The 24,489-nt window shown below is 62.6% G+C and carries 23 protein-coding genes; 13 read left to right on the forward strand and 10 right to left on the reverse strand.

Going from position 1 to position 24,489, the window contains the following annotated elements:
* Positions 1–163 precede the first annotated feature (163 nt).
* A complete protein-coding gene (locus C1896_20425; protein ID AZZ47085.1) occupies positions 164–832 on the reverse strand; it encodes a TetR family transcriptional regulator in 669 nt (222 codons plus the stop codon).
* A 133-nt stretch (positions 833–965) separates the two neighbouring features.
* Here C1896_20425 and C1896_20430 point away from each other — a divergent pair, with 133 nt between their 5' ends.
* The 5 genes from C1896_20430 (at position 966) to C1896_20450 (ending at position 5,572) form a co-directional block, all read left to right on the forward strand.
* On the forward strand, positions 966–2,396 hold the full coding sequence (locus C1896_20430) for a coniferyl-aldehyde dehydrogenase (protein ID AZZ47086.1): 1,431 nt from the start codon (positions 966–968) through the stop codon (positions 2,394–2,396).
* A 24-nt stretch (positions 2,397–2,420) separates the two neighbouring features.
* Positions 2,421–2,957, forward strand: coding sequence for a twin-arginine translocation pathway signal protein (locus tag C1896_20435; GenBank protein ID AZZ47087.1), 537 nt, complete (start codon positions 2,421–2,423; stop codon positions 2,955–2,957).
* A 41-nt stretch (positions 2,958–2,998) separates the two neighbouring features.
* Positions 2,999–4,594: a GMC family oxidoreductase gene (locus C1896_20440; GenBank protein AZZ47088.1), complete on the forward strand. Its 1,596-nt coding sequence runs from the start codon at positions 2,999–3,001 to the stop codon at positions 4,592–4,594.
* Between the two features lie 105 nt (positions 4,595–4,699).
* Positions 4,700–5,182, forward strand: a complete 483-nt coding sequence (locus tag C1896_20445) for a pantetheine-phosphate adenylyltransferase (GenBank protein AZZ47089.1) — start codon at positions 4,700–4,702, stop codon at positions 5,180–5,182.
* A 138-nt stretch (positions 5,183–5,320) separates the two neighbouring features.
* Positions 5,321–5,572 carry a ferredoxin gene (locus C1896_20450; protein ID AZZ47090.1) on the forward strand — a complete coding sequence of 84 codons (252 nt, stop codon included), beginning with the start codon at positions 5,321–5,323 and terminating at the stop codon, positions 5,570–5,572.
* A 268-nt stretch (positions 5,573–5,840) separates the two neighbouring features.
* On the opposite strand, the gene C1896_20455 is transcribed toward C1896_20450, so the two are convergent.
* From C1896_20455 to C1896_20465, 3 genes are all read right to left on the reverse strand, one after another.
* Positions 5,841–6,182 carry a multidrug transporter gene (locus C1896_20455; protein ID AZZ47091.1) on the reverse strand — a complete coding sequence of 114 codons (342 nt, stop codon included), beginning with the start codon at positions 6,180–6,182 and terminating at the stop codon, positions 5,841–5,843.
* A gap of 124 nt (positions 6,183–6,306) precedes the next feature.
* The gene (locus C1896_20460; GenBank protein AZZ47092.1) at positions 6,307–7,119 is read right to left on the reverse strand and encodes a DNA-formamidopyrimidine glycosylase; all 813 of its coding nucleotides are present in this window, start codon (positions 7,117–7,119) and stop codon (positions 6,307–6,309) included.
* Positions 7,120–7,175: 56 nt separating this feature from the next.
* Entirely contained in the window at positions 7,176–8,039 is an 864-nt protein-coding gene (locus C1896_20465) for an HDOD domain-containing protein (protein AZZ47093.1), read from the reverse strand.
* Positions 8,040–8,159: 120 nt separating this feature from the next.
* Here C1896_20465 and C1896_20470 point away from each other — a divergent pair, with 120 nt between their 5' ends.
* Together C1896_20470 and C1896_20475 are read left to right on the forward strand one after the other, a co-directional pair.
* On the forward strand, positions 8,160–8,699 hold the full coding sequence (locus C1896_20470) for a protease (protein ID AZZ47094.1): 540 nt from the start codon (positions 8,160–8,162) through the stop codon (positions 8,697–8,699).
* Positions 8,700–8,886: 187 nt separating this feature from the next.
* Entirely contained in the window at positions 8,887–10,083 is a 1,197-nt protein-coding gene (locus C1896_20475; protein AZZ47095.1) for an RlmI/RlmK family 23S rRNA methyltransferase, read from the forward strand.
* A gap of 61 nt (positions 10,084–10,144) precedes the next feature.
* Here the strand turns inward: C1896_20475 and C1896_20480 are convergent, their stop codons facing one another.
* Positions 10,145–10,993 (reverse strand): alpha/beta hydrolase, encoded by an 849-nt coding sequence (locus C1896_20480; protein ID AZZ47096.1) that lies wholly within the window; start codon positions 10,991–10,993, stop codon positions 10,145–10,147.
* A 473-nt stretch (positions 10,994–11,466) separates the two neighbouring features.
* On the opposite strand from C1896_20480, the gene C1896_20485 reads away from it, so the two are divergent.
* Positions 11,467–13,305 (forward strand): dihydroxy-acid dehydratase, encoded by a 1,839-nt coding sequence (locus tag C1896_20485; protein AZZ47097.1) that lies wholly within the window; start codon positions 11,467–11,469, stop codon positions 13,303–13,305.
* Positions 13,306–13,347: 42 nt separating this feature from the next.
* Here the strand turns inward: C1896_20485 and C1896_20490 are convergent, their stop codons facing one another.
* A complete protein-coding gene (locus C1896_20490; GenBank protein AZZ47098.1) occupies positions 13,348–15,081 on the reverse strand; it encodes a DUF4153 domain-containing protein in 1,734 nt (577 codons plus the stop codon).
* Between the two features lie 770 nt (positions 15,082–15,851).
* Here C1896_20490 and C1896_20495 point away from each other — a divergent pair.
* Positions 15,852–17,240 carry a xanthine permease XanP gene (locus C1896_20495; GenBank protein AZZ47099.1) on the forward strand — a complete coding sequence of 463 codons (1,389 nt, stop codon included), beginning with the start codon at positions 15,852–15,854 and terminating at the stop codon, positions 17,238–17,240.
* Here C1896_20495 and C1896_20500 read toward each other — a convergent pair whose 3' ends face one another.
* On the reverse strand, positions 17,241–18,359 hold the full coding sequence (locus C1896_20500) for an FAD-dependent oxidoreductase (protein ID AZZ47100.1): 1,119 nt from the start codon (positions 18,357–18,359) through the stop codon (positions 17,241–17,243).
* A gap of 104 nt (positions 18,360–18,463) precedes the next feature.
* Here C1896_20500 and C1896_20505 point away from each other — a divergent pair, with 104 nt between their 5' ends.
* A complete protein-coding gene (locus C1896_20505; protein AZZ47101.1) occupies positions 18,464–18,919 on the forward strand; it encodes a metallophosphoesterase in 456 nt (151 codons plus the stop codon).
* 4 nt (positions 18,920–18,923) lie between these two features.
* On the opposite strand, the gene C1896_20510 is transcribed toward C1896_20505, so the two are convergent.
* Both C1896_20510 and C1896_20515 read right to left on the reverse strand, forming a co-directional pair.
* Positions 18,924–19,631: a hypothetical protein gene (locus C1896_20510; GenBank protein AZZ47102.1), complete on the reverse strand. Its 708-nt coding sequence runs from the start codon at positions 19,629–19,631 to the stop codon at positions 18,924–18,926.
* Between the two features lie 93 nt (positions 19,632–19,724).
* Positions 19,725–20,240 (reverse strand): diacylglycerol kinase, encoded by a 516-nt coding sequence (locus C1896_20515; protein AZZ47103.1) that lies wholly within the window; start codon positions 20,238–20,240, stop codon positions 19,725–19,727.
* A gap of 153 nt (positions 20,241–20,393) precedes the next feature.
* Here C1896_20515 and C1896_20520 point away from each other — a divergent pair, with 153 nt between their 5' ends.
* Positions 20,394–21,506: a glycerophosphodiester phosphodiesterase gene (locus C1896_20520; GenBank protein AZZ47104.1), complete on the forward strand. Its 1,113-nt coding sequence runs from the start codon at positions 20,394–20,396 to the stop codon at positions 21,504–21,506.
* An 87-nt stretch (positions 21,507–21,593) separates the two neighbouring features.
* Here the strand turns inward: C1896_20520 and C1896_20525 are convergent, their stop codons facing one another.
* Positions 21,594–22,784 carry a CoA transferase gene (locus C1896_20525; protein ID AZZ47105.1) on the reverse strand — a complete coding sequence of 397 codons (1,191 nt, stop codon included), beginning with the start codon at positions 22,782–22,784 and terminating at the stop codon, positions 21,594–21,596.
* A 219-nt stretch (positions 22,785–23,003) separates the two neighbouring features.
* On the opposite strand from C1896_20525, the gene C1896_20530 reads away from it, so the two are divergent.
* Together C1896_20530 and C1896_20535 are read left to right on the forward strand one after the other, a co-directional pair.
* Positions 23,004–23,969, forward strand: coding sequence for a tripartite tricarboxylate transporter substrate-binding protein (locus C1896_20530; GenBank protein ID AZZ47756.1), 966 nt, complete (start codon positions 23,004–23,006; stop codon positions 23,967–23,969).
* A 10-nt stretch (positions 23,970–23,979) separates the two neighbouring features.
* Positions 23,980–24,483, forward strand: coding sequence for a tripartite tricarboxylate transporter TctB family protein (locus tag C1896_20535; protein AZZ47106.1), 504 nt, complete (start codon positions 23,980–23,982; stop codon positions 24,481–24,483).
* Positions 24,484–24,489 lie beyond the last annotated feature (6 nt).

The raw sequence follows: 24,489 nt of genomic DNA on the forward strand, positions 1-24,489 counted from the left end.
GGGGAGAGTTACAACGTGCCTATTAGCCACAATCAAAATGCCATTACAATCAAAATGCCATCATGCCCGACAGAAGGCTGACCGCAGTCACGACAAAGGTCAATAACTTGACTAAAGGACCCGTCAGAAACTATTCACTTGCTGAAAGCGATACCGAACTTCTTTAGATCGTTGAGAAGAGTTCGGTCAGCGGCACGTGTAAGCGGCGACGCAACTCGTCGAACGTCGGTCTCGCATGTTCGGATACAAACCCATCTTCAAGCGTAAGCACCTGATAGATGCCACGCCGTAACATAGGCTCGGTTAAGCATTCCCCACTCACGCCTGTGGTGCATAGAAACCTTACCCAAGAAGTAACGACAATCCAGGCGTTGACTGCGACCGCCTCGACCTGGGTTTCTGTCATACGTAAAAGCCCGGCGTCGACAAAGCCCGCATAGATGCGCCGAGCCACCTCCAGATGGCTTGCAGCGAATCCGCGATACCGTTCAGCCAGTGCCTCGTCACCGCCGAGAAGATGCTCCAGGTCCCGATGTAAAAACCGGTAGTCCCACATTGCCGAGAGCAGCGACTCGAGATAGAAGGTTTTGTCGTCCATGGTCACGGCCCGCCCTTTGGGGACCTGTAAAAAACCGTCGACCGCCACCTCATAGCGATCAAACAGCTCGGCGATGATCGCCTGCTTGTTGCGAAAGTAGTAATAGAGGTTGCCCGGCGATATCTCCAGGTGTGCAGCGATGTGGTTGGTGGTCACGCTGCGCTCGCCTTGAGCATTGAACAGCTCCAGGCTCGCTTGCAGGATGCGCTCGCGGGTGCTCGGTTTGGGTGACATGCAGAAAGCTACTTTCGTCTTGCTAAAGCGGGAACGCAAAGGTAACCCGGCCATCGTGGCTGCGCACAGGTTTGACACTTTAGAGTTTTTACTCTAGAAATCGTCGATCTGTCGCCTTTCCGGAGCATCTCTAGTGCTTGCCGACGCCGTGTATCCGCATCCCAGCCATTTCGAAGCCGAGCATTTACAGGCGTTATTCGAGCGTCAGCGCAGCGCTTTTCAGGCCTACCCCAGCCCTACTGCCGCTGATCGCCTGCAGTGGCTGGAGGCGTTCCACGATTTGCTCGCCAGTCATCAGCAGCCGGTGATCGATGCCATCAGTGAGGACTTCGGTAACCGCTCGGCAGACGAGACGCGGCTAGCCGAGATCATGCCCAGCCTGGATGGCATTCGACACGCCAAACGCCACCTGACGCGCTGGATGAAGCCCTCTAGGCGTCGTGTGGGCATGGCTTTTCAGCCCGCCAGCGCCCGCGTCGTCTACCAGCCACTTGGGGTGATCGGCATCATCGTGCCGTGGAATTACCCGTTGTATCTGGCCATCGGCCCGCTGATCGGCGCGCTGGCTGCCGGCAACCGGGTGATGCTGAAGATGAGCGAGTCCACGCCAGCCACTGGTCAGCTGCTCAAGGATCTGCTCGCACAAATCTTTCCTGACGATCAGGTCGCGGTTGTCCTCGGCGAGGCAGATGTGGGTATCGCCTTTTCAAAGCTGCCCTTCGATCACATGTTGTTCACCGGCAGCACCAGCGTTGGCCGGCACGTTATGCGAGCGGCCGCGGAAAACCTGACGCCAGTGACGCTCGAACTGGGCGGTAAATCGCCCGCGATCGTCTCGACCGACGTGCCGCTCGCCGATGCGGCCGAGCGGATCGCGTTTGGCAAGACGCTCAATGCCGGGCAGACCTGTGTTGCGCCGGATTACGTGCTGGTACCCCGGCCACGCATCGATGAATTTGTCGAGGCCTATCGAAAGGTAGTTCGGCGCTTTTACCCACAGCTGGCAGACAATCCGGACTACACCTCGATCATCAACCGGCGTCAGCATGCCCGGCTGCAAGGCTACCTGGACGACGCCCAGGCCAAGGGCGCGCGCCTGCTGCCGCTGTTCGAGCAAGGCCAGGAACGGCGAATGCCGCACTGCCTCCTGCTCGATGTCACCGATGAGATGCAGGTCATGCAGGACGAGATCTTCGGACCGCTGCTGCCGGTGGTGCCTTATGACGAGATCGGTCAGGCCCTCGCCTATGTCAACGCACGCCCTCGGCCGCTGGCGCTGTACTACTTCGGGTATGGCCGAGCCGAGCAGCGCCATGTGCTGCGCCACACCCATTCCGGTGGGGTCTGCCTCAACGATACGCTGCTGCATGTCGCCCAAGATGACCTGCCATTCGGGGGCGTTGGTCCGTCGGGAATGGGCCATTACCACGGGCACGATGGATTCCTCACCTTCAGCAAGGCCAAAGGCGTCTTTATCAAGCAACGTTTCAATGCCGCGCGAATGATTTATCCCCCTTACGGCAAGACGCTGCAGAAGCTGGTCTACAAGCTCTTCGTGCGCTGAAAAGCGCAGCCGGTGACAACAACAATGATCAATACCGAGCGACCATTTTCCCGCCGCAGCCTTCTCAGGGTCGGCCTGTTTGGCAGCACGGCCCTCGCCGGCGCTGGCCTGATCGGCAGTTTGTCCGGCTGCAGTGCCGAGCATTCTGCTGCTGGCTTCGTACAGTTGCGCGAAAGCGACCTGCCGGTGCTGCGTCGCCTGACGCCAATCATCCTGGAAGGCGCCGTTCCGGCATCGAGCATGCCCAGCGCCGTGCGGGGCACTCTGACGAGCCTTGACGAGGGGCTCGCCCACCTGCCTCCCGCCGTATCGAAACAAGTTTCGCAGCTGTTCGATCTGCTGAGTCTGCCGCTCACCCGCGGTCCGCTGACCGGTGTCTGGGGCGGCTGGGAGCAGGCGCGGGACGGCGAGATTCAGGCGTTTCTGCAGCGCTGGGAAAACAGCCCGATTGCATTATTGCGGCAGGGTCATGCCTCGCTTCAGCAGATGATTCTGATGGCGTGGTATGGCCGACCGGAGTCCTGGCGCCACTGCGGGTATCCCGGCCCGCCGGTCATCTAGCGATGAACACGAAGACCGCTCGCCCGACCTAAGGAACCGAAATGCCTGTCACCGACCCCTTTGCCGAAGGTATCGCCCGCGGCTGGAAAACCCATGACGGTTCTCGGCTGGAGAAGGACATCACGCTCGACGCCGATATCGCCATCGTTGGCAGCGGGGCCGGTGGTGCCACCAGCGCCGAGTTCCTCAGCGCGGCCGGTTACAAGGTGCTGTTGATCGAGGAAGGCCCGTTGCGCAGCAGCCAAGACTTCGACATGCAGGAACCCGCCGCCTACGCCTCGCTCTACCAGGAGGCGATCGGACGGACCAGCAAGGACGGCGCCATCACCATTCTGCAGGGCCGCGCCGTCGGCGGCTCGACCCTGGTGAATTGGACGTCGAGCTTCCGCACGCCAGCCGCCACACTGGAGCACTGGGCTCGCGAACATTCGGTCAAAGGGCTTTCCGAACAATCCATGGCGCCCTGGATCGAACGCATGGAGCAGCGCTTGGGCATCGAGCCATGGCCACTGCCGCCCAACGCCAACAATCAGGTGATCCGCGACGGCTGCGCAGCACTCGGCTACAGCTGGGCGGTGATCCCGCGCAACGTGCGAGGCTGCTGGAATCTGGGCTATTGCGGCATGGGCTGCCCGACCAATGCCAAGCAATCAATGCTGGTGACAACCATCCCGGCCACACTGGATGCTGGCGGCGAGCTGCTCTACCTCGCCCGCGCCGACCGTCTTATTGTGGACAAGGGGCGCGTCGCCGCATTGGAGTGCCTCGCCATGGATGCGCGCAGCGTTGCGCCAACAGGTCGCAAGATTAAAGTACGTGCACGCCACTACATCCTCGCCGGGGGCGGTATCAACACGCCCGCCATCCTGCTGCGGTCGGATGCGCCCGACCCGCACCAGCGCGTCGGAAAACGCACCTTTCTTCATCTGGTGAATTTTTCCGCCGCACAGTTTGAAAAGGTAATCAACCCGTTCTACGGCGCGCCCCAATCGATCTATTCCGACCATTTCCAATGGGACGATGGCACGCGTGGGCGTATGTCCTACAAGCTTGAAGTACCGCCCATCCATCCGGCCCTGGCCGCGACGCTGCTTGGCCGCGCCGGTATCGACAACGCCAGGCGCATGGAGCAGCTGCCACATACCAACGCGATGATTGCGCTGATGCGCGACGGTTTTCACCCGGAGAGCGCCGAAGGGCAGGTCCAGCTGCGCAGCGACGGCACGCCCACACTCGACTACCGGGTGACTCCCTACACCTGGGATGGCATTCGCCGTGCCTACCACAGCATGGCGGAAATCCAGTTTGCCGCCGGCGCCAGAACGGTCCTGCCACTGCACAACGACGCCAGCCATGCGACCAACCTCGGACAAGCGCGCCAGATGATCGACGGGCTGAATCTTGAGCTATATCGCACCCGGCTCGGCAGTGCTCACGTGATGGGCGGTTGCGCCATGGGCGAAGACCCGCGTCAGGCGGTCACCGACAGCCTTGGCCGGCACCACCAGTTGGAAAACCTGTCGATCCACGACGGCTCTCTGTTTCCCACCAGCATCGGGGCCAATCCGCAGTTATCCATATACGGCCTCGCCGCCAAACTCTCGAGTCAATTGGCCGAACGATTGAAAAATGCGTGAACGGCTTCGTTGTGCTGACATTCGGCAGCCATCCGCTTTGATGCTTTACGCTGCCGACGCCGAGCCGCTACCATCCACCCCCCACGCATGCGTCAGGACGCCGCGATGAATCGAGTGCTGTATCCGGGAACCTTCGACCCGATCACCATGGGCCACACCGACCTGGTCGAGCGCGCCTCGCGCCTGTTCGACGAAGTCATCATTGCCGTCGCTGCCAGCCCCAACAAGAATCCATTGTTCCCGCTCGAGCAGCGCGTCGCATTGGCCAAGGAAGTGACCTCGCATCTGCCGAACGTCAAGGTCATGGGCTTCTCCACGCTGCTGGCGCACTTCGTCACCGAGCAGAAGGCCAACGTGCTGCTGCGCGGCCTGCGGGCAGTTTCGGACTTCGAATATGAATTCCAGCTGGCCAACATGAACCGCCAGCTCGTCCCTGACGTGGAAAGCCTGTTTCTGACCCCGTCTGAAAAGTTCTCTTATATTTCCTCGACCTTGGTCCGCGAAATCGCCCGCCTTGGCGGCGATGTCAGCAAATTCGTCCACCCTTCGGTGATGAAGGCGCTGACCGAGCGCTACGCCTCGCGCTGAAACACCCAACCTTCGCGCGGCGGATGATTGCCGACAGAAGGGTGAGCACTGCCGCGTGCACCGGGCGAGTCGATGCGGCAAAATTGGCGCATCGTTTTTACCTGTGCTGCGGTCGATGCTGCAGCTGGAGCTAGCTGGATGTCCCTGATAATCACCGATGACTGCATCAACTGCGACGTGTGCGAGCCCGAGTGCCCGAACAGCGCGATTTCCCAGGGTGAGGAAATCTACGTCATCGATCCCAATCTCTGTACCGAGTGCGTCGGCCATTACGACGAACCGCAGTGCCAACAAGTCTGCCCGGTGGATTGCATCCCGCTCGATGAAAGCAATGTCGAGAGCAAGGATGAGCTGATGCAGAAGTACATGATCATCACTGGCAAAGCCTGATCGACCTTCCGACCTCGCCCTGAAGGTGAGGTCCGCCCCAAAACCGGTGCCCGTCTTTCCACGCCGCTGCAAGAGCTGTCTAAGCACCGTGGGTGAGGCTTCAAGTCGACCACGACTGCTGAGCTGTTGCTGCCACAAAGTGTCTGCTGGCTGCTCAGCAAGCTAGGAACGCACGAGCCGAAAACGACACGGCCCCGCACGCGATGAAGCGGCGAGGCCGTAGAGCGAATCGGATAAACCGCCGACCCGGTAAAGCTGAACCGCGGGATCAATCCTGGCGGTTATAACCGACGCGGGTGCAACCCAGGCAGCGAGCAAAGGCCGCAGCACCTGGCTCAACAACCAGCGCATGCCCCGTCTCCTTGATGCCGCCGCCCATGGCGCTGAACGGTAGGCTTACGACGAACAGGCCGGCTCCGACGACAGTGGCCGCGATCAGCAGCGGACGGGCGATCAGCAGATCGCCCACGATGGAAAAGGCTTTCGGGGCCTCGACGGTGTACATCGGATCGCCGCTGGCGTTCTGCTGTACCGATTGCGCCTGCACAGGCATCGTCAGCAGACCTGTGGTCAGGGCCAAGACAACAGCAGTGGAGCGAAACAGATTCATGGTGTGGTCCTTCAGCTGGGCGAAACGAGGCAGATGATTGTAGTGAGCGTCACTATAGCAGTGGCCGCCGGTTGTTGATCGTGAACACCGTCAATGCCTGCGCAGTGCATGGCTGATCGGTTTTTCATCGCTGGCAGCGTCCGCAATAGACACTGGCCCGCTGGCCGAGGCGAATTTCTCGCAGGGTCGAACCACAGGTTTTGCAAAAATCCCCGCCCCGACCGTAGACGAACAGCTCTTGCTGGAAGTAACCCGGCTTGCCGTCGCCACCCACGAAGTCGCGCAGCGTGGTGCCGCCGCGCTCGATGGCATAGGCCAGGATCCGTTTGATCTCGACGGCCAGCTTCAGGTAGCGCGCCCGCGACACCGCGCCGGCCGCTCGCCGCGGATCGATTCCGGCAGCAAAAAGCGCCTCGCTCGCATAAATATTACCGACGCCGACCACCACCGCGTTATCCATGATGAACGGCTTGATCGCCATGCTGCGTCCACGTGACATCTGATACAGACGCTCTCCGTCGAACGCATCGCTGAGCGGCTCCGGGCCCAGGCTGGCGAGCAGCACGTGGCTCAGCGGATCATCGCTCCACAGCAGGGTGCCGAAGCGGCGGGGGTCGGTGTAGCGCAGCGCCATGCCGGATTCCAGCACGATGTCGACATGCTCGTGCTTGCCCACTGGAAGATCAGCCGGTACCAGCCGCAGGCTGCCGGACATGCCCAGGTGCGCGATGAGCGTGCCCACTTCAGCCTTGATCAGCAGGTACTTGGCGCGTCGTTCGACCGCCTCGATCCGCTGACCGGACAGCCGTACGTCCAGGTCCTCCGGGATCGGCCAGCGCAACCGTCGCTCGCGCACGATGACCTGGCTGACACGTTGGCCGACAAGATGCGGAGCGATGCCGCGGCGGGTGGTTTCGACTTCTGGGAGTTCGGGCATACAGGCAAATCGAGAAGGGAACGGCAGGCGACCTTAGCAGCTAACGCACGGCCCGGTCAGCCGACACCCAGCTCCCGAATGATGTCGCGCTGGCATTCGAAATCGTATTCGGAGAGGCCAACGTATTCGAGCACCAGCTGCGCCACGGCAGCCCATTCGTGGTCCTCCGGCTGATCGCCCAGTACGCGATGGCAGGCGCAGATGTGCTCAGCCATCTTCAGGATCGCCAGCAACGTTTTAACCTGGGGGTCGCTCCATTCATCGTTGAACAGTGCCAGCGCGTTGTGGTGGTTGGCGATGGCCTCACACAGATGCTGCGGCAGCTTCCATGAGCGCGCCACGAAGTACCCGACCACCGCATGATTGGTATTCAGCACCCGATTTTCGACATCGGTAATGCGCGTTTCGGCACCGACACTGGCGTAGGCCTCCTCCAGCACCCTCATATAGCCAGGAAAGCGGGTCAGCATCAGCGGGATACCGCAATTGTGGAACAGTCCGAGGGTATAGGCCTCGTCAGGCGCCGGATGACCGATGCGCTTGGCCAACGCCAGACAGGTGCTGGCCACATCCTGCGCCGAATCCCAGAAACGGTTGAGCGTGACGATCGCCGCATCGGTCAGCTCGCCGCGGATCGATTGCGCATTGATCAGGTTGATCACTGAACGGCAACCCAGCAGGTTGACGGCCTGCTGGATCGAGGCGATGCGGTTGGCGAGGCCGAAGAACGGTGAGTTAACCGTTTTCAGCAAGGCGCCGGACAACCCTGGATCCTGGCTGATCAGGCGGGCAATGGCACGCAAGTCGGGATCAGGCATGACCTGCTCCATCTGCAGGTCGACCATGATCTGCGGCTGTGGCGGCACGCTGATCCCCTGCAGCACGCTGCGGATCTGCTCGTCGGTGAGTTCAATGGACATAGAAAGCGGCTCGACCTTGTCGATAGCACAAGGCCACCAAGGAAAGAGTGCGAACTTTGGCCGAGATGGCGGTCGGATTTCAAGTAGATCAATTTGAAATCCGACGAGGAGGAAAACGAAATGGCCGATTCCCTGAAAGGCAAACGCATCGCGATCCTGGTGACAGACGGTTTCGAGCAGGTCGAGCTGACTGGGCCAAAGGAGGCGCTGGAAAAAGCAGGCGCGACCGCCGAGATCATTTCATCATCGAACGGCGAAGTGACCGGCTGGAACCACACCACGCCCGCCACCAAGTTTCACGTCGACAAGACGTTCGACACCATTCACATGGAAGACTACGACGCCGTTCTGCTTCCGGGCGGCGTGGTGAATTCCGACACCATCCGCACCGACGAGATGGCCCAGAAGCTGGTTCGCGATGCGGCCCGCGCCAACAAGACCATAGCCGTGATCTGTCATGGCGCCTGGTTGCTGGCCTCCGCTGACCTGGTCAAAGGCAAGAAGATGACCAGCTGGCCGTCGCTGACCGACGACTTGAAGAACGCCGGCGCACAGTGGGTCGACGAGCAGGTCGTGGTCGACGGCCATCTGATCAGCAGCCGCAAGCCGGACGACATCCTGGCGTTCAACGAAGCGCTGATCAAAGCCCTCGCGGCCTGACGCCACCTAGGTAACGCCGAGGCATCGCGAATACCGGTCGACCGCGACAGGCCGATGCCTCTCCTGAGCCGCCTGCTGGGGCAACTGCTCCCAGCAGCGACGGCTAACCCCAACGCCCTCCTCCATCCAGCCAGCGCTTTTGTCAGCCCTCTGGCCTATAATCGCGCCCTTTTCCCGGAGCCTCCCGATGAGCCTGCCCAGCCTGCGCCTCAAAGCCAACGCCGACCGCCGCCTGCGCGCCGGCCATCTGTGGGTCTATAGCAATGAGGTGGACACCGCAGCCACGCCGCTGAGCGGTTTTGCCGCTGGTGATCAGGCCATCCTCGAAGCAGCGGGAGGCAAGCCGCTGGGCATCGTCGGCGTCTCGCCGAACAACCTGATCTGCGCGCGCCTGCTGTCACGTGACCTCAAGCACAGCCTGGACAAGTCGCTGCTGGTCCATCGCATTCAGGTCGCACTGTCGCTGCGCGATCGCCTGTTCGATCAACCTTGCTACCGCCTGATCTACGGTGATTCGGATCTGCTGCCGGGCCTGGTGGTGGACCGTTTCCATGACCATCTGGTGGTTCAGCTGGCCTCCGCCACCATGGAGCGCAACAAGGATGCCGTGCTCGAAGCGCTGGTTCAGGTGCTCAAGCCCCGCGGCGTGCTATGGAAGAACGACTCCAGTGCCCGCGATGCCGAGGGTCTCGAGCGCTACGTCGATACCGCGTTCGGCGTGGTCCCGGAATGGGTCGCGCTGGAAGAGAACGGCGTGAAGTTTGAAGCGCCGGTGCTGCAAGGCCAGAAGACCGGCTGGTTCTATGACCACCGCATGAACCGCGCGCGTCTGGCGCCTTACGTGAAAGGCAAGCGTGTGCTGGACCTGTTCAGCTACATCGGCGGCTGGGGCGTCCAGGCCGCTGCCTTTGGCGCCAGTGAAGTGTTCTGCGTCGATGCCTCGGCGTTCGCGCTGGATGGCGTCGAGCGCAATGCCGCGCTCAATGGCGTTGCCGAGAAAATGACGTGCGTGGAAGGCGACGCCTTCGAAGCGATGAAGGAGCTGAAGAACGCCGAAGAGCGCTTCGACGTCGTCATCACCGATCCGCCAGCGTTCATCAAGCGCAAAAAGGACATCAAGAACGGTGAAGGCGCTTACCGCCGCCTCAACGAAGCCGCCATGCGTCTACTGAACAAGGACGGCATTCTGGTCAGCGCCTCTTGCTCGATGCACCTTGAAGAGGACAACCTGCAGAACATCCTGCTCGGCAGTGCGCGCCATCTGGATCGCAACATCCAGCTGCTTGAACGTGGATCACAGGGCCCGGATCACCCGGTGCATCCAGCGATCCCCGAAACCCGCTACATCAAAAGCATCACCTGTCGCATCCTCCCTAACAGCTGATAGCTGTCGCCGGACGAACGAAGCCCCACATCAAAACGCATGCGGGGCTTCGCCGATCGCCTTACTCGATTCCCTTGCGCTGCTCGGTCCAAAGATAGCTGGTGCACAACCCGCAGAAGCGACCATAGAAGGTGCTGCGCGCCGTTTCATCCTCCATCAGGTGATAGCGGAACCAGGCGGTCGACGGGCCGCGGTAGGCGCCACCGTCGCCGACCGGCTCGAAGTGACTGACATACCGCCGCTCACCCCAGAACACCGGCACATTGGCCCGTGTGTAGACCGGCTGCGCGTTGAGGTACGGAAACGCGATGGTGTCGCCCCCGCCTGACATCAGAAACATCGGCCCCTTCTGATTTCGCTGGGACGACGGGTCATGGCCCAGCCCGATGGTGTAGGGCTGGATTGGCGCGGTCACGCTCACCCGATCATCCTGCCCAGCCATGATCGATCCACCGCCGCCCTGGGAGTGACCTGACGTGCCGACCCGACCGGTGTTGAGCACGCCAACGTAAGTGCCATAGGTGCGATTGCTCTCTTGTACCAGGTAGTCGAGGCAGGCCAGCATGTCCCGTCCGGTCCCGGCGTTGGACGTCTCCGCCGCTGCGACAACGAATCCATGGCTGGCCCAGTGCGATAACAGTCCCGAATACGCGGTCGGCCCGGTCCCGGTACCGTTACCCCAGAGAATTACCGGATGCCGGACGCCGTTCTGCCCCAGGTTACTGGGACGATAAACGCGGCAGTTGGGGCCTTCGCTGCGACTGGTCGTGGCGTAGGGGCCGGAGCGGTCGAAGTTCGACACGCCCGGAAATGGCGTGCCGGGCGTATCCGGCAGTGGTGCAGCCATGGCAGATCCGCAAATCGCCAAGCTCAGCGCAGCGGCAATGCCGCCGAGTTTGATGTCCAGCATGTGCATTCCTCTTGTTGTTCTGATTATGTGTATGGACGTTCGCGCCAGCCCGCCATGCGAGTCGAGCGCACTGCACCTCCTATATCCCCGACCGTCAACGACGCGGGTGGCCAGTCGGCCCGAATCAACCCTAGCCAGCTGAAACCACAGCGCCACTGGAAGAGCCCTTGCAGCGGACGAACGGCCGCGCTTCGCTCCAGCTGAATAATTCATCATTAGCTTCGGTGTTGATGCGCCTGACTCAACGTAGGATGAGCGCCGGTAATCGTGCCGTTTGGCTCGCCAGAGGGAACGGGCGTAGAATCGGCGCATTCCTCGCCACCATCCCCCGGCGGGCCATGAGCCCAGGCCGCCCGAGCGATACCCCGCCTCGATCGGCCCCTCCGCACGCACGGTCACCTGCCGTTGCACGCGGCACAGGTGACGCTCACCATAAGCACTATTCGAACCGCTGATTAGCCGCAGGAACCGTCATGCCCGATTACCGCTCGAAAACTTCCACGCACGGCCGCAACATGGCCGGTGCCCGCGCACTGTGGCGTGCCACCGGCATGAAGGACGAAGACTTCAAGAAGCCGATCATCGCCATTTCCAACTCTTTCACCCAGTTCGTGCCCGGCCACGTGCACCTGAAAGACCTGGGCCAGTTGGTCGCCCGCGAGATCGAAAAGGCCGGCGGCGTCGCCAAGGAATTCAACACCATAGCGGTCGACGACGGCATCGCCATGGGCCACGACGGCATGCTCTATTCGCTGCCCTCGCGCGAAATCATTGCCGACTCGGTGGAGTACATGGTCAACGCGCATTGCGCCGACGCCATCGTCTGCATCTCCAACTGCGACAAGATCACCCCCGGCATGCTGATGGCCGCCCTGCGCCTGAATATTCCGGTGGTGTTCGTCTCCGGCGGCCCGATGGAAGCTGGCAAGACCAAGCTGGCCAGCCACGGCCTGGACCTGGTCGACGCCATGGTCATCGCTGCCGATGAAAGCGCCTCCGACGAGAAGGTCGCCGAATACGAGCGCAGCGCCTGCCCGACCTGCGGCAGCTGCTCCGGCATGTTCACCGCCAACTCGATGAACTGCCTGGCCGAAGCCTTAGGGCTAGCCCTGCCTGGCAACGGCTCGACCCTGGCGACCCACAGCGACCGCGAGCAGCTGTTCCTGCGCGCCGGCCGCACCGTCGTCGAGCTCTGCCAGCGTTATTACGGCGAAGGCGACGAGTCGGTGCTGCCGCGCAATATCGCCAGTCGCAAGGCGTTCGAGAACGCCATGACCCTGGACATCGCCATGGGTGGTTCCACCAACACCATCCTGCACCTGCTGGCCGCCGCTCAGGAAGCCGAGGTCGACTTCGACCTGCGCGCCATCGACGCCCTGTCGCGCAAGGTGCCGCAGCTGTGCAAGGTTGCGCCGAACATCCAGAAGTACCACATGGAGGACGTGCACCGCGCCGGCGGCATTTTCTCCATTCTCGGCGAGCTGGCCCGTGGCGGCCTGCTGCACACTGATGTGCCCACCGTGCACAGCCGAACGCTTGCCGAAGGCATCGCTAAATGGGACATCACCCAAACCCAGGACGAAGCGGTACACACCTTCTTCAAGGCAGGCCCAGGCGGTATCCCAACGCAGACGGCGTTCAGCCAGTCGACCCGTTGGGACACCCTGGATCTGGATCGCGCCGAAGGCTGCATCCGCAGCGTCGAGCATGCCTATTCGCAGGAAGGTGGCCTCGCCGTGCTCTACGGCAACATCGCCCTGGATGGCTGCGTGGTGAAGACCGCGGGTGTGGATGAATCCATCCATGTCTTCGAAGGCACCGCCAAGATCTTCGAAAGCCAGGACAGCGCCGTGAAGGGCATCCTGAATGACGAAGTGAAGGCCGGCGACATCGTCATCATTCGCTACGAAGGCCCGAAAGGCGGCCCGGGCATGCAGGAAATGCTCTACCCGACCTCGTACCTGAAATCCAAGGGACTGGGCAAGGACTGCGCCCTGCTCACCGACGGCCGCTTCTCCGGCGGCACCTCGGGCCTGTCCATCGGCCACGCTTCGCCTGAAGCCGCTGCGGGCGGCGCCATCGGCCTGGTACGTGACGGTGACAAGGTGCTGATCGACATCCCCAACCGCAGCATCCAGCTGCAGGTCAGCGATGAAGAACTGTCCCACCGCCGCATCGAGCAGGACAAGAAAGGCTGGAAGCCTGCCGCCCCGCGCCCGCGCAAGGTGACAACAGCGCTCAAGGCCTACGCCCTGCTCGCTACCAGTGCCGACAAGGGCGCGGTGCGCAACAAGGCCATGCTGGACGGCTGATCCATCGCTGTAAAACAAGCCCGGCCTTCGCGCCGGGCTTTTTCATGGTTCGCCGATGGCCGGTTCCAGCCGAACTCCGTCAATTTCAATCGCGTTGAAGCGGGGCGCGACCAGTTCGAATTCACCCCTATCAAGAAGCTCGCCTAGCGCCTCGCTGTCCGGAAGCGCGTCTCCGGTAACGCGCAGCTGGCCAAGCCAACGCCAGCCTCCGGCAGCAACCCGACCCAGCACCGGCACCACCCGAGGCTCGCCGCGGAGCAGCAGCACTTCGGATTGGCCGTCCCGATCCAGATCCACTGCAAACAACCGACACTCTGCTAAGCATCCCTGATTGCTGACGGCACGTGCCAACGAGCCATCTTCATCCGTTACAGGTTCGCCAATCCAGGGCACTGGCGGCGCGGTCGCGACCTCTTGCTCGCGCTTCCACGCCCAGTAGTGGTCCGCCTTATCAAGCCGTTGCAGATCGGCTTGCAGGCCCGTGCGCCGAGCCTCGTCTTCCCAACGCTCGTCTAGTTGCTGACGCAGCGCTTGCAGATATCGCCGTCCCGGCTCGCCCAGCTGAAAGCGAAGCGCGCCCATGTCGGTTCGTTCGACTGGCAATTCGTCACTCAGCAGACGCTGATACTGACTGGCCGCGCTCAGTTGCAGCGGGCTCAGCGCCGGCACATGCATAAGCACCAACAGGCAGGCCGCGAACAGTGCCAGAGGCGGGTTGCTCTGTCGGAGCCCGCTCAGCCACGCGGCATCACGCAGGATCACTGCTCTCACCAGTGCCAGGCCATGCACCATCGCTATGAGCGCCAGGAGCGCAGCCAACACGCGATCCGGCGTCAGCCCGTACTGGTCGATCCGCAGCCACAACGCATGCATCGCGAGGCCAGCCAGTAACGGCAGGCACAGCGAACTGGCATCCGCCAGCAACCGTAAGGGTCGCGGGTAGTGGGACCTCTGCAGCCCGTCCTGCACCACCCCGTTGAGCAGTGCGACATGCGCGAACACCAGCGCCAGCAGGATTGGCGTCGCGTGGCGTGTCGCCCAGAGCGGAGCAAGACCGGTGAACGGCAGGAAAACCACGAACAGAAGCAGGATCACCACCGTCAGCGGCAGCAGAAAACGACACATGGCCTGCAGCACATTGCGCAGCGCATCGATGACCTGGCCGCGCTCCAGCCCGATGCGCAGCCCGGCGGCGACAACGGTCGCGCTGGCGACCCAGACGAAGCCGGACGAATTGAAGAGCCGCTTGAACTGATCGACCCCGAGCATGCTGAACAGGCCCGCCCAGAGCCAGATCAACAGCCAGAACACCCCGAGCATCACGAGTGCCATGAACAGCAGCAAACCGTTGTTCCAGGCGTGACGGTAGAGCGCGCTGTAGTCGAAGCGCCAGCGATGCGCAGGGTCACGAGCCTGGATGAAGGGTGTGAGGATGTAAGCCAGTGCCAGATGACTCCACAGCAGCAGCGTGCCGGTCGTTTCATCGAAGTAATACCAGCGCGGCTGGTCGAACTGCACCGCAAGCCAGGCCGCCAACGCTGCGGGCAGCAGAATCGCAGGGAGCAGCAGTTTCCACCGACCTGCCTCGCGTAACTGGCCCCAAAGCATCTGCAGCTGCCAGCCGCCCACCACAATGAGCACGATCAGTGCCGAAAACAGAGCGCGCCAGAGTGCCCCGTGCGGCCAGCTTTCGCTGGCCATCCATAGCGTCAGGCCCTGCAACAGACCCACCGCCAGATAAACCATCAGGGGTCGCTGCTCAATTACTGGTTGCATGATTGTTCCTTCAGAAAATCGTGGCAGCGCGGTCAGGCGCAGGTTATGCGGTTGCAACGTCAGAGTCTCAACATTCCGCGCTGCGCCCGTGAGGCTTGCAGGTAATTCAGCCGTCAGCCATTGGCCGTCCCGCTTTTCGTAGGAGCATGCGAACTCGCGATTAAGCTCTGAGATTCATGTGCGGGAGAGCCCGGCTCGCCAGCAAGCTGGCTCCTAAAGGGGGCTGGCTATCTGAGTACAGCCGTCAGCGACTGGCCGTCCCGCTCTTCTTAGGAGCGAGCTCGCTCGCGATCAAGCGCTAGACTCATGCTGCGGGAGAGCCCGGATCGCCAGCAAGCTGGCTCCTACAGGGGCTGGCTATCTGAGTACAGCCTTCCATGACCGGCCATCCCGGTTTTTGTAGGAGCGAGCTCGCTCGCGATCAAGCGCTAGACTGATGCTGCGGGAGAGCCCGGATCGCCAGCAAGCTGGCTCCTACAGAGGCTGGCGATCTGAGCACAGCCGTCAGCGACCAGCCGCCCCGCTTTTCGTAGGAGCGAGCTCGCTCGCGATCAAGCGCTGAGACTCATGCTGCGGGAGAGCCCGGATCGCCAGCAAGCTGGCTCCTACAGGGGGCTGGCTATCTGAGTACAGCCGTCAGCCACTGGCCGTCCCGCTTTTCGTAGGAGCGAGCTCGCTCGCGATCAGGCCCGCGTCATCAGCCGACAGGTTCAGCTGTGCCCTATCGATGCTGCCACGTAGAATCGCGCTCTTTTTTGCTGGAGCATGCCATGAGCGCGCTGAAGTCCTCCCCCGACGAGCTTCGTAACGACCTGGTCTACGGCCTCGACGATCGGCCCCGTCCCTGGATCGCCTTTCTCGCGGCCTTGCAGCATTTGCTGGCGATCATCGTGCCGATCGTCACGCCAGGGTTGCTCATCTGCCAGGCCATCGGCGTATCGCCACGCGACACCAACATCATCGTCTCCATGTCGCTGGTGATTTCCGGCATCGCCACCTTCGTCCAGTGCAAACGCTTTGGCCCGCTCGGTGCGGGACTGTTGATCGTGCAAGGCACCAGCTTCAACTTCGTTGGCCCGCTGATCGCTGGCGGCGTGCTGATGGTCAAGCAGGGCACGCCGGTCGAAGCGGTGATGTCGGCGATTTTCGGTGTGGTGATTGCCGGCTCTTTTATCGAGATGGGCGTTTCGCGCGTGCTGCCGTTCATCAAGCGGCTGATCACACCGTTGGTAACCGGCATTGTGGTGCTGATGATCGGCCTGACGCTGATCAAAGTCGGGCTGATCAGCATGGGCGGTGGCTACGCCGCCATGGGTGACGGCAGCTTCGCCAGCCGCGAAAACCTGCTGTTGTCCGGCGTGGTACTGGGCGCCATCGTCGTGCTCAACCGCCTGCCGGTCCAGTGGATGCGCAGCTGCGCCATCATCATCGCGCTGGCCATCGGCTATGCGCTGTCCGCCTATCTGGGCCGACTGGATTTCACCGGCATGCGCGAAGCCGAGCTGTTCGAGGTGCCGATGCCATTGCACTTCGGCCTCGGCTTCTCCTGGAGCCTGTTCATTCCGATGGTGGTGATCTACCTGGTCACCTCGCTCGAAGCCATCGGCGACATCACCGCCACCAGCAAACTCTCACGCCAACCGGTGGAAGGCCCGCTATGGATGCAGCGGATCAAGGGCGGCGTGCTGGTCAACGGTGCCAACTCGCTGCTGGCGGGCTTCTTCAATACCTTCCCAAGCTCGGTGTTCGCGCAGAACAACGGCATCATCCAGCTCACCGGCATCGCCAGCCGCTACGTCGGCATGTGGATCGCAGTGATGCTGGTGATTCTCGGACTGTTCCCAGCCGTCGCAGGCGTGCTGCAGGCCGTGCCCGAGCCCGTACTGGGTGGCGCCGCGATTGTGATGTTCGGTGCGGTAGCGGCCGCGGGCATCAACATTCTCGCGGGCATCAGGCTGGATCGCCGCGCGCTGCTGATCATCTCGGTCTCGCTGGCGCTGGGCCTGGGCTTTTCTCAGGTGCCGGAGTTCCTGGCAAATCTGCCGGGCGAGCTGCGCAACGTGCTGGAGTCCGGGGTTGCAACCGGCGGCATTTGCGCCCTGGTGATGAACTGGTTCCTACCCGAGTCGCCGGCAAGCACAGAGCAAGACCCGGTCTGATCAACTGGTACGGGCCTCGTGAGCGAGGCGCTGGCAGACCTCATCGGCGATCGCCAGGGCAGCGGTAAGCCCGGGCGATTCGATGCCGAACAGATTCACCAGCCCCGCAACGCCATGCTCGGCAGGCCCGTCGATACGGAAATCCGCAGCCGGTTCGCCGGGTCCACTGATCTTCGGGCGAATGCCGGTGTAGGCCGGCTGCAAAACGCCGTCCGGCAGCGCCGGCCAGTAACGGCGGATCGCGGCGTAGAAGCGCTCCGCGCGGCTTTCATCCATCGTGTAATCAAGGCCGTCGACCCACTCCACGTCCGGGCCGAAACGCGCCTGCCCGCCCAGATCGAGGGTCAGGTGCACGCCCAAACCGCCGGGTTCGGGCAACGGATAGACCAGATGGTGGAAAGGCGTTGCAGTCGCCAGGCTGAAATAGCTGCCCTTGGCGAAGTAGCGCGCTGGCACCGATTCGGCAGCAAGCCCCGCCGTGCGCGCAGCGATCTCAGGCGCGGCATGACCGGCGCAGTTGATGACGCTGGCGGCAAGCAGCGTCATGGGCGCGTCGCCGCCGACTTCGACGCGCAACCCCGCGTCCATCACCGCCATTGCCGTGACCTGTGCATGCAGCGCCAACAGCGCGCCCGCGGCTTCGGCATCGCCTTGCAGCGCCAGCATCAAGGCGTGACTGTCGACGATTCCAGTGCTCGGCGAGAGCAATCCAGCCACGGCATTGAGCTGCGGCTCCAGCGTCTTCACCTCGTCCGCGTCGAGTCTGCGCAAATCGTCGACGCCGTTGGCCAGGGCATGAGCCTGTAGCGCATCGAGCCCCGCCAATTGGGACTCATCGGTGGCGACGATCAGCTTGCCGCAACGCCGATAAGGCACGCCGTGGCTGTCGCAGAACGCATAGAGTGCATCGCGCCCGTCCACGCACAGCCGCGCCTTCAACGAGCCTTGCGGATAATAGATGCCGGCGTGAATGACCTCGCTGTTGCGCGAACTGGTGCCCGTACCGATGGCTGACTCGGCTTCCAGTATCACCACCTCGCGTCCGGCCTGGGCCAGTGCACGCGCTACCGCCAGCCCCACCACGCCAGCACCGAGGACCACACAATCGACCTGCTCCATTCCCGCTCCCCTGCAATTAGGCGAGCGCCAGACTGCCGCAAGATCGAACCGCGGCCAAGCCTCGCTTGCCCAACATCCATACACTCATGAAAAAGGGAGCCACCATGCGCATAGGCGTCATCTCCGACACCCACGGCCTGCTGCGCCCTGAAGCCATCGCTGCGCTGCAGGGTTGCGAGCGCATCATCCATGCCGGTGACATCGGCAAACCAGAGGTGCTGGACAGGTTGCGTGAGCTGGCGCCCCTGGACGCGATTCGTGGCAACGTCGACAGCGGTGATTGGGCCACAGCGGTTCCGGAGCACCTGGATTTAGAAATCGGCGGGCTGCGCATCCACGTCACCCATGACGTCAAGACGATGGGGATCGACCCGGTCGCCGAGCGGGTCGACGTGGTCATCGCCGGGCACTCGCACCAGCCCAAGATCGAGCAGGTCAACGGCGTGCTCTACCTCAACCCGGGGAGCGCCGGCCGTCGCCGCTTTACACTGCCGATCAGCCTGGCCCTGCTGGACATCGAGGACGGCCAGCCGCGAGCGCAGCTGGTGACGCTGGGTTAATCGCTCAGCTGACGCCCATATAGCGATCGCTGCGGTGATTGATTGCCAGCACCAGATTCAGTGCCACCGCGCCCAGCACCGAGAGCGCAACCTTATCCAGCGGCACGATGAACACCGCCGCCAGCACGATCAGCGCATCGATGCCCATCTGGAAGGCCCCGGCGCGCAGGCCGAAGCGCTCCTGCAGGAACAGCGCGAGGATGTTGACGCCACCGAGGCTGGCGCGGTGACGGAACAGCATCAACAGCCCGACGCCCATGGCGAAGCCGCCGAACAGCGCGGCGTAATAGATGTTCAGCTCGGCAAAGCGAATCCAGTTCGGTGTCAGTTCGGCCAGCAGCGACACCAGACCCACCGCAATGATGGTGCGCAGCGTAAAGCTCCAGCCCATGCGCCAGATCGCCAGTAGGTAGAACGGGATATTGAGGGTGAAGAACACCAGACCGAAGGGCCAGCCGGCGAAATACTTGAGCAGAAACGCCAGACCGACCGTGCCGCCAGTCAAGAGCCCGGCATGGCTGTAGAAGGCAATGCCCAACGCCACCATCGCGGTGCCCAGCAGTAGCGCCAGCGCATCCTCCCAGAGCGGATGGCGGACGAAGATCGCGGCGATGGTTTCCGCCTGCTCCGCGTCCTCGCGTTCAGCGTCACGCTGGTTGACGTCCGCGTCCGCTGCGCCACGTTGCACTGCGCCCTGTTTGTCGTTCTGCATGAAAGGTGTCTCGTGAGAAGCGGAGGGAAAGCATAGAAGCTGACGCCAGGCGAGGACTTGGCGTCGGTCAAGGAAGCCTGGGGATGCCTCGGGTCAGCGACGCTGCCAGGTCTCGAAGCGATAGCCGGGCGCCTCGCCCTCGGCAGGATGTGACTGGCTCTCGGTACACTGCCATTCGGCTTCTTCGAAGGCGGGGAAAAAGGCGTCGCCTTCAGGGGCCGCATCGATTCGGGTGAGGTAGAGGCGCTGAGCCTGCCCCAATGCCTGGGCGTAGAGTTGCGCGCCGCCAATCAGCATCAGCTCCTCGACACCCTGCTCGCGCGCCCACTGCTCCGCGCGAACCAGCGCAGCGTCGAGCGTAGTAAAGGTTTCGGCACCGTCGAGCTGCAGGTCCTGCTGGCGGCTAACCACCAGATTCAGCCGACCTGGCAATGGGCGGCCGAGGGAATCCCAGGTCTTGCGCCCCATGATGATCGGCTTGCCAAGGGTCATCGCCTTGAAGTGTTTGAGGTCGGCCGGCAGATGCCAGGGCATCGTGTTGTCGAGGCCGATGACGCGGTTGTCCGCCATGGCCGCGATCATAGCGAGGGGAAGTGAGGTCTGATTCATGGCGGCGAGAATAACAGAGCGCCGGCGGAGCAGTCAGCGCCGCCAGATACACGTCAACAACATCGAACGGTCATCTTCGCTTTACCAAAGCGTCAAGCTATCGTCATTGTCACGCCTCAGGCTTACCGCTCCCCTTCCACGGAGACGCCCACAATGGCCCGCCACAGCCGCCCTACCTTGCGCCACCTGTTTGCCGCCTGCAGCCTGCTGCTGCCGATCGCCGCGTTTGCCGCCACGCCCGACGCCTCGGTCGCTGCCAAGAACGGCCGCGACGAGCCCCATCCGCTGGTCATTGCCCACCGCGGCGCCAGTGGCTACGTGCCCGAGCACACCCTTGCCTCTTACGCGCTGGCCATTCTGCAGGGCGCCGACTATGTCGAGCCGGACCTCGTCATGACTCGCGACGGCGAGCTGGTCGCCCGTCACGACAACGAGCTGGGGTTGACCACCGATGTGTCACAGCACCCCGAATTCGCCGACCGCAAGCGCACGCAAATGGTCGACGGCGTGAAGCTCACCGGCTGGTTCAGCGAAGACTTCACCCTGGCCGAGCTGAAAACCCTGCGCGCCATCGAGCGCATCCCAACGATCCGTCCCGGTAACGCGCGGCTCGACGGCAGCCTGGAAATCCCGACGCTGCAGGAGATCATCGATCTGGTGAAAACCATGCAGCTGAGCGAGCGCCGCCGCATCGGTCTGTACCCGGAAACCAAGCACCCGACGCACTTCCAGAAGCTTGGCCTGGCTATGGAAAAACCACTGGTGCGCGTCCTCCACCGCAACGGCTATGCAGGCCGCAGCGCGCCGGTCTACATCCAGTCCTTTGAAGTGGAAAACCTCAAGACCCTCAGCGGCTTGACGCAGCTGCGCCTGGTCCAGCTGTTTGGCGGTGGGCAGCCCTACGATCAGAAAGTACGTGGCAGCAAACTGACCTATGCGCAGATGGCAACCGCAGAAGGCCTGAAGGCCATCTCGCGCTACGCCGCCGGCGTCGGCCCCGAAAAGAGCTACATCATTCCGCGTGACGCCAACGGCAATCTCGGCCAGCCCACAGACTTCGTGCCGAACGCCCACGCCGCTGGCCTGAAGGTGCACCCGTACACCTTCCGTGCCGAGAACGTATTCCTCCCGACCAACCTGCGCAACGGCGACTCCCCAACCGAGCGCGGCAATATCGAAGCTGACATACAGGCCTTCCTCGACGCCGGTATCGACGGGCTGTTCATCGATCAGCCGGATATCGCGGTAAAAGTGCGCGGACAGTAATACCCAGCGCTACCCCGCCCGGCCAGGATGGCCGGGCACTCCTACGTCCGGATTGTTATACCAAGTGATCGGCGCTGAGCGAGCGAGTCAGCCGATCACGCCCGCTTGGTGCAACTCGGCCAGTTCCACTTCGCTTTTGCCGAGCACTCGGGTGAGCACGCTATCGGTGTGCTGACCGTGCAGCGGCGGCGCCTTGGCGACAACCGTTGGCGTACGCGAGAAGCGCAGCGGGCTGCGGACCATGCGCACCTCCCCGGCGACCGGATGCTCGGCGCTAATGACCAGGTCGCGATAGCCTGCCGTTTCCGACTCCAGCGCCTGAGCGACATCCTTCACTTCACCGACCGGAATCGCCTGCGCGCGCAATGCGCCGATCAACGCCTCGTTGTTCCAGCCTGCAAAGGCGTCCTGCAGTATCGGGAGCAACACCTCACGGTTCTCGGTGCGGCTCTTGTTCTGGGTAAAGCGCGGGTCGCTGTACAGCTCCGGACGCTTGAGCACGTCCAGACACAGGCGGCGATACTGCTCGTCGTTGCCCACGGCCAAGGCGATGCTGCCATCGGCGGTGTTGAACAGCTGGTAGGGCACGATGCTGGCGTGAGCATTGCCGTAGCGTTGCGGCACCTTACCCGTGTTGAGGTAGCCGGACGCGACATTCGCCAGGAAGTGCAGCGCACTGTCGGACAGCGCGATATCCACCGACTGACCGAGCCCGGACTTCTCGCGCTCGAACAGCGCCGCCAGAATGCCCTGAACCGCATTCATGCCGGTGACCAGATCGATGAAAGCCACGCCCAGGCGCATGGGTTCGCCCTCCTTCTCGCCCGTGATCGACATAAAGCCGCTTTCAGCCTGGATGATGAAGTCGTAGCCAGGCCGGTTTTCCATCGGGTTGCCGCGCCCGTATCCGGTAATCGAGCAATGGATGAGCCGAGGATTGACCGCTGCCAGCGTCTCGTAATCCAGCCCAAGGCGCTTGAGGCTCGCCGGCAGAAAATTTTCGACCACCACGTCGGCCTGCGCGGCCAGATCAAGGATCAGCTGACGCCCCTCCGGCTTACGCAAGTCGACCGCCAGGCTCTGCTTGTTGCGATTGGCGCTGAGGTAGTAGGTGGAGATGCCGGCCTTGGCCGGCGGCATCCAGCTGCGGGTGTCGTCACCCTCCAGCCTTTCGATCTTCCACACCTCGGCGCCGAGGTCCGCCAAGGCCATGGTCGACCAGGGCCCGGCGAGGATGCGTGTCAGATCCAGAACCTTGATGCCTTGCAGAACGCTCATCGACTCTCCTTCTAATCTGAACGGGCAATGGAGTCGAAACTGGCGCAAGCGGGTCAAAACCACAACAGATGGCCTGCAAACATCTGTGCGATTACCGAACCGTTTTTCGTTCATCGGACTCCCGTCAGGGTTCGATCCTTTTAAGGTGACAGCGTCGCCTGATCGCCACCCGCAGCCTTAAAACAACTACAAGAAGAGAACACCGCCATGCCCCTGACCATGAAGCGCACCCTGAGCCTGTTCCTCCTGGCCGCCACGCTCCCCCTCGCCTCGCTGGCCCAGGCCGCCGAATGGCCGACCGACACCGTCCGCCTGGTGGTGCCCTATGCGCCGGGCGGGACCACGGACGTTCTGTCGCGCAAGGTTGCCGACCTGCTGCAGCAACAGATCGGCACAGTCGTCGTGGAAAACCGTCCGGGCGCTGGCTCGACCATGGCTACCGGACAACTGGCCCGCGGCGGGCGGGGCGCCGACCACACCATTCTGATGGCGTCTCCCGGGCACACCATCGGCCCGGTGATCTATAAGAAGCTGCCTTACGAGCCGGTGAAAGACTTCAAATTCATCCGTAACATCATCGAAATCCCCAACGTGATGGTGGTTCCGGCAGACAGCCCGTACAACTCGGTAGAAGAATTCATCGAGGCGGCCAAGACCAAGGAGATGACCTTCAGCTCCGCCGGGATCGGCAGCTCGATCCACATGTCCGGCGAGCTGTTCAAGACCATGACCGGCACCCAGATGACCCACGTACCCTTCCGCGGAAGCGGCGAAGCGCTGCCGGCACTGCTCAGCGGCGACGTCGACGTCTCCTTCGAAAACATGCCGACCGTGCTCTCGCACATCCAGTCCGGCAAACTCAAGGCGCTGGCCGTCACCTCGAAGGAGGCCTCGCCCTACCTGCCGGATGTCGAGCCGCTGTCCAAAATCGGCGCGGACCTGGGCCTGGGCGAATTCGTCACGACCGCCTGGTTCGGGCTGATCGCCGATGACCAAATGTCCGACCAGGCCGTCCAGACGCTGCAGACCGCACTGGACAAAGTCATGGACGATCAGGGCTTCAAGGATTTCGCCGCACAGATCGGTGGCGAGCCGGCGACCGAGGAAGGCGACGATTTCCGTGACTACGTCGCCGAGGACGTTCAGCGCTGGCAGCGTGTAGCCGGTCAGGCCGAGCTGAACTGATCGGAGGCCCATGATGACCACCGATGCTGCGGTGAGCCGCCCGCGCCGGGCCAATCTCAACACATGGCTGGGCGTGTTCTGGTTGATCGCGGCGCTGGTGTTTCTGTTCTACCTGGTGCCGAACCATATCGACGAAGCCCCCATGGTCGACAACCCCATGCAGTCGCCACGCTGGCTGCCCAGTGTGGCGGGCTGGCTGATCGCGGCGTTGTCGCTCGCATTGATCGTTGAAGGCTGCTTGCGACCGCCGGCACGGACCGCCGCCGTCGAATCCGAACGTGCACCGGCCCGGCGCTGGCTGTTGATGTTGGCCGGGCTGGGCGCCTATTGGCTGCTGTTCGATCTGCTCGGCGCCATCCTCGCAGGTATTCTCGGCACGCTGCTGCTGTTTGCCGCTCATCCGGTGCGCAAGCCCTGGCTCTATCTGCTGGCGATCGCATTGCCGTGGCTGGTAAGCCTGCTGTTCATCCACGTACTGAATGTCCCGCTGCCCTCCGGCACGCTATGGAACTGACGGCGC

The sequence above is a fragment of the Pseudomonadaceae bacterium SI-3 genome, from assembly GCA_004010935.1.
Lineage (GTDB): Bacteria > Pseudomonadota > Gammaproteobacteria > Pseudomonadales > Pseudomonadaceae > Stutzerimonas.

What these genes read in the sequence shown, in the direction of transcription:
- C1896_20425 (AZZ47085.1), bottom strand. Translation starts at nt 832, where the DNA reads ATGTCACCCAAACCGAGCACCCGCGAGCGCATCCTGCAAGCGAGCCTG.
- C1896_20435 (AZZ47087.1), top strand. Translation starts at nt 2,421, where the DNA reads ATGATCAATACCGAGCGACCATTTTCCCGCCGCAGCCTTCTCAGGGTC.
- C1896_20440 (AZZ47088.1), top strand. Translation starts at nt 2,999, where the DNA reads ATGCCTGTCACCGACCCCTTTGCCGAAGGTATCGCCCGCGGCTGGAAA.
- C1896_20445 (AZZ47089.1), top strand. Translation starts at nt 4,700, where the DNA reads ATGAATCGAGTGCTGTATCCGGGAACCTTCGACCCGATCACCATGGGC.
- C1896_20450 (AZZ47090.1), top strand. Translation starts at nt 5,321, where the DNA reads ATGTCCCTGATAATCACCGATGACTGCATCAACTGCGACGTGTGCGAG.
- C1896_20455 (AZZ47091.1), bottom strand. Translation starts at nt 6,182, where the DNA reads ATGAATCTGTTTCGCTCCACTGCTGTTGTCTTGGCCCTGACCACAGGT.
- C1896_20460 (AZZ47092.1), bottom strand. Translation starts at nt 7,119, where the DNA reads ATGCCCGAACTCCCAGAAGTCGAAACCACCCGCCGCGGCATCGCTCCG.
- C1896_20465 (AZZ47093.1), bottom strand. Translation starts at nt 8,039, where the DNA reads ATGTCCATTGAACTCACCGACGAGCAGATCCGCAGCGTGCTGCAGGGG.
- C1896_20470 (AZZ47094.1), top strand. Translation starts at nt 8,160, where the DNA reads ATGGCCGATTCCCTGAAAGGCAAACGCATCGCGATCCTGGTGACAGAC.
- C1896_20475 (AZZ47095.1), top strand. Translation starts at nt 8,887, where the DNA reads ATGAGCCTGCCCAGCCTGCGCCTCAAAGCCAACGCCGACCGCCGCCTG.
- C1896_20480 (AZZ47096.1), bottom strand. Translation starts at nt 10,993, where the DNA reads ATGCTGGACATCAAACTCGGCGGCATTGCCGCTGCGCTGAGCTTGGCG.
- C1896_20485 (AZZ47097.1), top strand. Translation starts at nt 11,467, where the DNA reads ATGCCCGATTACCGCTCGAAAACTTCCACGCACGGCCGCAACATGGCC.
- C1896_20490 (AZZ47098.1), bottom strand. Translation starts at nt 15,081, where the DNA reads ATGCAACCAGTAATTGAGCAGCGACCCCTGATGGTTTATCTGGCGGTG.
- C1896_20495 (AZZ47099.1), top strand. Translation starts at nt 15,852, where the DNA reads ATGAGCGCGCTGAAGTCCTCCCCCGACGAGCTTCGTAACGACCTGGTC.
- C1896_20500 (AZZ47100.1), bottom strand. Translation starts at nt 18,359, where the DNA reads ATGGAGCAGGTCGATTGTGTGGTCCTCGGTGCTGGCGTGGTGGGGCTG.
- C1896_20505 (AZZ47101.1), top strand. Translation starts at nt 18,464, where the DNA reads ATGCGCATAGGCGTCATCTCCGACACCCACGGCCTGCTGCGCCCTGAA.
- C1896_20510 (AZZ47102.1), bottom strand. Translation starts at nt 19,631, where the DNA reads ATGCAGAACGACAAACAGGGCGCAGTGCAACGTGGCGCAGCGGACGCG.
- C1896_20515 (AZZ47103.1), bottom strand. Translation starts at nt 20,240, where the DNA reads ATGAATCAGACCTCACTTCCCCTCGCTATGATCGCGGCCATGGCGGAC.
- C1896_20520 (AZZ47104.1), top strand. Translation starts at nt 20,394, where the DNA reads ATGGCCCGCCACAGCCGCCCTACCTTGCGCCACCTGTTTGCCGCCTGC.
- C1896_20525 (AZZ47105.1), bottom strand. Translation starts at nt 22,784, where the DNA reads ATGAGCGTTCTGCAAGGCATCAAGGTTCTGGATCTGACACGCATCCTC.
- C1896_20530 (AZZ47756.1), top strand. Translation starts at nt 23,004, where the DNA reads ATGAAGCGCACCCTGAGCCTGTTCCTCCTGGCCGCCACGCTCCCCCTC.
- C1896_20535 (AZZ47106.1), top strand. Translation starts at nt 23,980, where the DNA reads ATGATGACCACCGATGCTGCGGTGAGCCGCCCGCGCCGGGCCAATCTC.